Origin of the sequence: Sphingobacterium sp. MYb388, from assembly GCF_037479535.1 — a bacterium.
GTDB classification, from domain to species: domain Bacteria; phylum Bacteroidota; class Bacteroidia; order Sphingobacteriales; family Sphingobacteriaceae; genus Sphingobacterium; species Sphingobacterium anhuiense.
Genome location: NZ_JBBGYV010000019.1, coordinates 1 through 5,588 on the forward strand (window position 1 = coordinate 1; position 5,588 = coordinate 5,588).

The window sequence follows — 5,588 nt, forward strand, 5'->3', positions numbered from 1 at the left end:
ACTCTTCTTGCTGAAATAAAATCGGAATTGGTAAGGACTAGAATTGACAGTGTACATATTATCCGTTCATTGATTTATTATCTGCTTCAAAAACTAAACCGAGAATATAGTCAGATAAATCATTTGGCAGTAGAGAAAAATGAGCAAAATGATGCTTTCGCGTTTAAGCAATTGATTGAAATTCACATCAAAGAAAAGCAGCGTATAAGTGATTATACCGATCTTCTTCATATTAATCGCATTGCTCTTAATAAAGCGGTCAAAAATCAATTTAATGTTACAGCGACCCATTTGCTAAAGCAACGTTTATTGATAGAGATCAAAGATTACCTAATTCATTCCAATCTTACCGTTGCAGAGATTGCCTATCAGCTTAATTTTTCAGAACCCAACCATTTAATGCGTTTCTTTAAAAAACAGACTGGACTTACAACAAGTGATTTTTTACATGAGTATCAAAATGGTATCAGTTCATAGTTTTTTTTGTATTCGCCATGTTATTGTACTTTTCTTTATTCAAGAGCAACAATAAAATAATCAGCAAAGCATTATTATAGACATGCAGCATGAAAACATTTTGAGACTGGTGACCAAGAACCCAAAAGGCGGTAAGAGCTGGTTAGCAAGTAAAAAGTTCTTGACTTTTTTTACAAATTGCAGTTAAATTTAGCACTGCGTTATTTGTGTTTTGATATTATAATTTTCCCAAAAAGTATCTGACTTTTCGGGAAAATTATAATAACGATAAACGCCTTTCTTATTTATGAATTTTATATTATTAGCAAATTACCTATTTTAGTTACTGTAAGGGCTGCCTGCAAGATGTAATAGATTAAAGCCTATTCCTTAGGTTTTTTATCAAAACTAAAGCGTCTTGCAATACTAAATCCCCATCTGAATTGTCCTTTACCCCAAGAACTGATTGTTTCACTAATAAACTGGGATTCCTGCATAGCTGTTGCATTTGTAAAGTTTAAATGGAAGATATGGCCACCTGTATCCATTTCCAGTCCAACACCTAAAGCATTATAGTAGCGTTGACCCGTTATGTTTTCTCGATATTGCTTTTTAGACGACTGACGAAAAGGAAGAAAATAATCTGCAACGACCGCGATTCTGTTACTAACCTTTGCCCGACCTCCGATTCCGATAGCAAACATATTATTCTGATCATTAAAAGCTGTAAAATTGCGATGAAGATAGGTGGGGACCAATGCAAGAGAAATATCTGGACTAAACTTCCTAGCTATGATCAATTGACTTACATAACTCATACGGTCACTAAAATCATCAAAATTAGCTGCCGAATTTTTATCTTCCGAGGCTTCCATCGCCGATACGGTCGTACTTCCAAAAAAAGCGAGGGATACAGGTACACTGTTATCGACAGTTTGTTCCAAAAAGCGGTATTTTAGATTAGCCTCATAGAGCTGTCTGATTTCTGTTGCTCCTTTCGCTCTAGCAATTCCAATTGTTAGGTTATCCAATAAACCATAATCAAGACCAATTCTGATATCCGAAGAGTTGTCTAGACCAAAGAAATTTTTGGAACCACCAGCACTTCCTGCGATATCTCCAAAACGATGATCCACCTTAAAATCCAGTTCATTTCGATGAATAGTCTCCGTAGTTTTAAGATTAATCAAGCTACCCGACTTAAATGTAGCAGTAACTTTTTCATTCTTCGGGTTTCCTAGATCGATCAGTTTATCAAGATCCTCCTGTGCAAATGCCCCTGTCGTGATGCCACATAGAAGTGTACATATTATACTTTTCATATTTCCTTGCATGCTTTAGGTTAATGTTTATATGTGGCATTTATTTTCACCTTCACAACCTCTGCGATTTTTTTTCCAACCACAGATGGAATGGTGATGTTATGATCTGCAAGTCTGACGTCGAAACTAGCTGCAGCAGTTATAATTGAGTTTTTGACTGTAAATGTCGCCATGGTAGCGTAAGCTTTGGTGACACCATGAATTTGCAATGTACCCGAAACCTTTGCGGTATAATTCCCATCCTTGGTTAGTTGTCCACTATTTTCAATTTTCCCTTTAAACTCTGAAACAGGATACTTGTCACTTTCCATATAATTTTCATTGAAATGTTCTTGCATCAGTTTCTTATCAAATTGGAAAGACGTATTCTTTACCCGAAATAAGATATCTCCAGTTTTTATATCCAAAGCTGATCCCGCTAAGTTGCTCTTAGCCTCAATGTCCTCGAGCATTGCACTACTGAAAAAGCTGATCGATGCACCTTTTGAAATAAAGGAACTGCTCTGTTGTGCAAAACCCTCAAGGCTCAGAAGCAGAAACAGGAATACACTATAAATAGTAATTTTTTTCATAAGAGTTTACGTTTAATTTTCAGGGGTATTACGTTTAAACCAAGCATCTAACAATTCTATCTCTTTCGCGGACAATGTTGAACCGATCGGCATTGTTTTGGTGACCAATACCACATTATTAATCCGGGCAGCATGATCTTTAACAGAACTAAACCCGTTAAAAGTCCAACGTGCGCTCGCCGATCTGCCAGTGGCATGACATGAATTACATTTTGTTTCGAAAAGTGCCTTCGCAAAATTAATGTAGGTCACGTTTTGTACGGTTACGGTTTCAGTCTCATTAGGTAGCTCAGGAGAAATCTCCTGAGCCTGTTTTTTTGTACAGCTAAATAGAACAGCGATTCCAAGCAATACTAAAGAAGCCCTGAACTGCCTACCAATTCGTATATCGTATGATGGTTTTTTAAATTTTAATATTTCCATAATAAATAGGAATAAACCAAATGGGATTAGATTTAAGATTAGTTTGCGGCTGCGACGGTTGTTTTATCATTCACAATTGGCCATACACCTGGACGCGGATAGCTGATCCCTCTGTTGTCGCCTCTTTGTTGATCTTGACCAAAATAATATAACGGCCATCCTTTATACGTCAATTGCTTCTTTCCAAAAACCGTAATAACGGCAATATCTGTAGCAGAAACCAAGGAAGGTAGTGCACCTTTTTCTTTCTGGAAGATAGGCCACAAAGCATCATTGCTAAAATCAGCGGCTGTATAGTTGTTTTTATTAAATCGATCTGGTTTAAAGGCATACAATGTCCTCCCTTTATCGTCGGTCAGATAGCTTGTATTGCCTTGTCCTTCGGTATAGTTTTCTAAATAGTCTTTGGTGTCATCTCCTTTTAGTTGCCCGTTTGCGACCATAAGTAAGTAGTCGGGTTTTGCAACATACCAGATTTTATTTACGGCATCACCTTGTACTTCGCCAGATTTGCTATCGCCAACATAATAGTAAAGAGGCCAACCTTTGTAGGTACTTTGTTTTTTACCGTCAGCCCGCGTGATTTCACCTAATTGGCTCTTATCAATCTTCACATCGCTACTTATATCACCACTGTAATAAATTGGCCAGACTGTCAAGCAGTTTCCGGTACAACTTGAAGAGCCCTTGGTATCATTTGAGAAAAAGTATAATGTTTTTCCATTGCTGTCAGTAAGAATTGTGCCGAATTTAGCATCTTGGGATGTCTGCATACCTTTCGTATTATTTTCAGGATTTTCAACCTTGTCTTTGGAGCAGGATGAAAAAATGGTTAATAGTGCGGTCGCCATCATGGCAGTTTTCATTTTGGTTTTGTTGAATCTCATGATCAATAGTTTTAGTGTAGTTTATTAATCAATACGGTGCTGTTCTGAAGATGGTTGCCTGAGATCTAAAAAAAATAATTTACCAAGGCAACCTTTTTTATTTCTCCATCGTAATATAGTTAACACTATATTTATCAAAGAAAAGCAGCATCTCGAGTGACGATAAACGAACATGACGAAAACACGATCCAAATCATAAAAGGATGCATCATAGAGGACCGGAGATCCCAAAAAGATCTTTATAAACTATACCATGCCCTGGCATTGGGAATATGCCTACGGTATTCAAACGATAAGGAAGAAGCATTGGCAATATTAAATGACGGATTTTTTAAGGTATTTAAGCACATAAAAAAATATAATTTTGATAAACCTATATCAGCATGGATCAGAAAAATCATGACAAACACAGCAATCGATTACTACCGGAGCAAGGTTCGTATGGGCGCTGTGGTTGATATAGCATCTTATGAGCATCCGATTACAGATGAAACAATTACACAAAAGTTGCATTATGAGGATCTGTTGCTGATGGTACAAAAATTGTCGCCTACGTACCGGACTGTTTTCAATCTCTATGCCATCGATGGCTATACGCATGAAGAGATCGGTAGTATGCTTGGCATTGCAGTAGGCACTTCAAAATCCAATCTACATAAGGCACGACAACGATTGGCGGAAATGGTAAGAAATCAAAATTCAATAGCAATTAAAAGTTAGGAACATAATTGATGGAAAAGAACAAGATCGATGAACTTTTTAGAAAAGGATTAAGTGATCCTAAACTAGACTTCGATGAAGATCATTGGCAAGATATGCAGTCACTTTTGGAGAAGAAAAGTGGTAAAAAAAAAGTTAGAAGATTGCTTATTTTAGCTGTAACAAGTGCAGCTGCTATTGCAACCGTATTCTTTATTTTAGACAGAAATATATTGGTTACAGATGAAAATGAAAGTTTCGAAACTGTGAATACTGACAGTCCTGTGGTACGGGAAAAATTCAACGGAAAGCTACAAGGAGAAGGCGGTGCGAAAGAAGAGCAAACAGCATTAATCTTTAATGAGGAACTAGCCCAAACTTTCTCATCAGCACAGCATCCACAGGCTTGGCAACGTACTGCGTCTATTGAAGTCGTTAATTCAAAAAACAGGATACTGTCAACAGGTTCATTGAGCGAAATCTCGATCCCGACAATAAAACCCATGACAAGATCGAAATATCGCTTTCACCCATCAATAGAAACTTTTCCAAGCTTCACGAGTGAATCCACACTGGCGCTACAGCATAAAAATGAGTACAATGCAGCTCCTCGTGATGCCCGCTCCGTATTAAGTATATTAGCCGGGCCAGATCTATCTAGTGTAAGAGGATCTGATCAATCGACTTTAAGTGAAAATGTTGGCGTACTGTATTCTTATCCCGTGGTCAATAGATTAAGTATATCCTTAGGAGCCACATATGCAAAGAAAAATTATAGGTCGGACTACAGTTTATATTCACCTGCAAATCCCCCAACCTTAACCGAGATGCCAAGTATGGTCAATGCCGAATGTGATGTCATCGATATTCCTTTAACGGCCAATTATACTGTTTTAAAAAATAAAAAAATCAAGTTCAATGTTAGTGCAGGTCTTTCAAGCTATTTCATGTTAAAGGAAAAATACACTTTTGAATATGGAGGATCAGGCAATTCAGAAAATAAAAGAAGCGCCGTATACGAAATCAGTGGTGAAAATCAGCACATATTTGGTGTAGCTGATTTTTCAATCTCATTAGAAAAAAAAGTGAGTGATAAGATCAATGTCGGCATAAAACCTTTTCTTAAAATGCCCCTTACCGGTATCGGTTATGGAAGGGTAGATCTAGAGTCAAAAGGAATAGCCTTGATGGTTGGCGTGACACTGTAATCGATACTTTAGTTTTCTTTG

7 protein-coding genes are annotated in these 5,588 nt (G+C 37.2%); 3 read left to right on the forward strand and 4 right to left on the reverse strand.

The features are described 5' to 3' along the window. On the forward strand, positions 1-477 hold a 477-nt coding region (locus WH188_RS26130), incomplete at its 5' end, for a helix-turn-helix domain-containing protein (RefSeq protein WP_339424875.1). A gap of 362 nt (positions 478-839) precedes the next feature. Here WH188_RS26130 and WH188_RS26135 read toward each other — a convergent pair. The 4 genes from WH188_RS26135 to WH188_RS26150 are packed head-to-tail and all read right to left on the reverse strand — an operon-like array spanning position 840 to position 3,660. After that, positions 840-1,778, reverse strand: coding sequence for a DUF5777 family beta-barrel protein (locus WH188_RS26135; RefSeq protein ID WP_339424876.1), 939 nt, complete (start codon positions 1,776-1,778; stop codon positions 840-842). Between the two features lie 20 nt (positions 1,779-1,798). Beyond that, positions 1,799-2,350 (reverse strand): YceI family protein, encoded by a 552-nt coding sequence (locus WH188_RS26140; RefSeq protein ID WP_339424877.1) that lies wholly within the window; start codon positions 2,348-2,350, stop codon positions 1,799-1,801. A 12-nt stretch (positions 2,351-2,362) separates the two neighbouring features. Next, positions 2,363-2,773 carry a c-type cytochrome gene (locus WH188_RS26145; protein ID WP_108160947.1) on the reverse strand — a complete coding sequence of 137 codons (411 nt, stop codon included), beginning with the start codon at positions 2,771-2,773 and terminating at the stop codon, positions 2,363-2,365. Positions 2,774-2,811: 38 nt separating this feature from the next. Beyond that, entirely contained in the window at positions 2,812-3,660 is an 849-nt protein-coding gene (locus WH188_RS26150) for a hypothetical protein (RefSeq protein ID WP_339424878.1), read from the reverse strand. 156 nt (positions 3,661-3,816) lie between these two features. Here WH188_RS26150 and WH188_RS26155 point away from each other — a divergent pair, with 156 nt between their 5' ends. Further along, complete coding sequence (locus WH188_RS26155) at positions 3,817-4,380, forward strand: RNA polymerase sigma factor (protein WP_206368227.1); 564 nt, start codon at positions 3,817-3,819, stop codon at positions 4,378-4,380. A gap of 11 nt (positions 4,381-4,391) precedes the next feature. Continuing rightward, positions 4,392-5,567 carry a hypothetical protein gene (locus WH188_RS26160; RefSeq protein ID WP_339424879.1) on the forward strand — a complete coding sequence of 392 codons (1,176 nt, stop codon included), beginning with the start codon at positions 4,392-4,394 and terminating at the stop codon, positions 5,565-5,567. Positions 5,568-5,588: the final 21 nt, after the last annotated feature.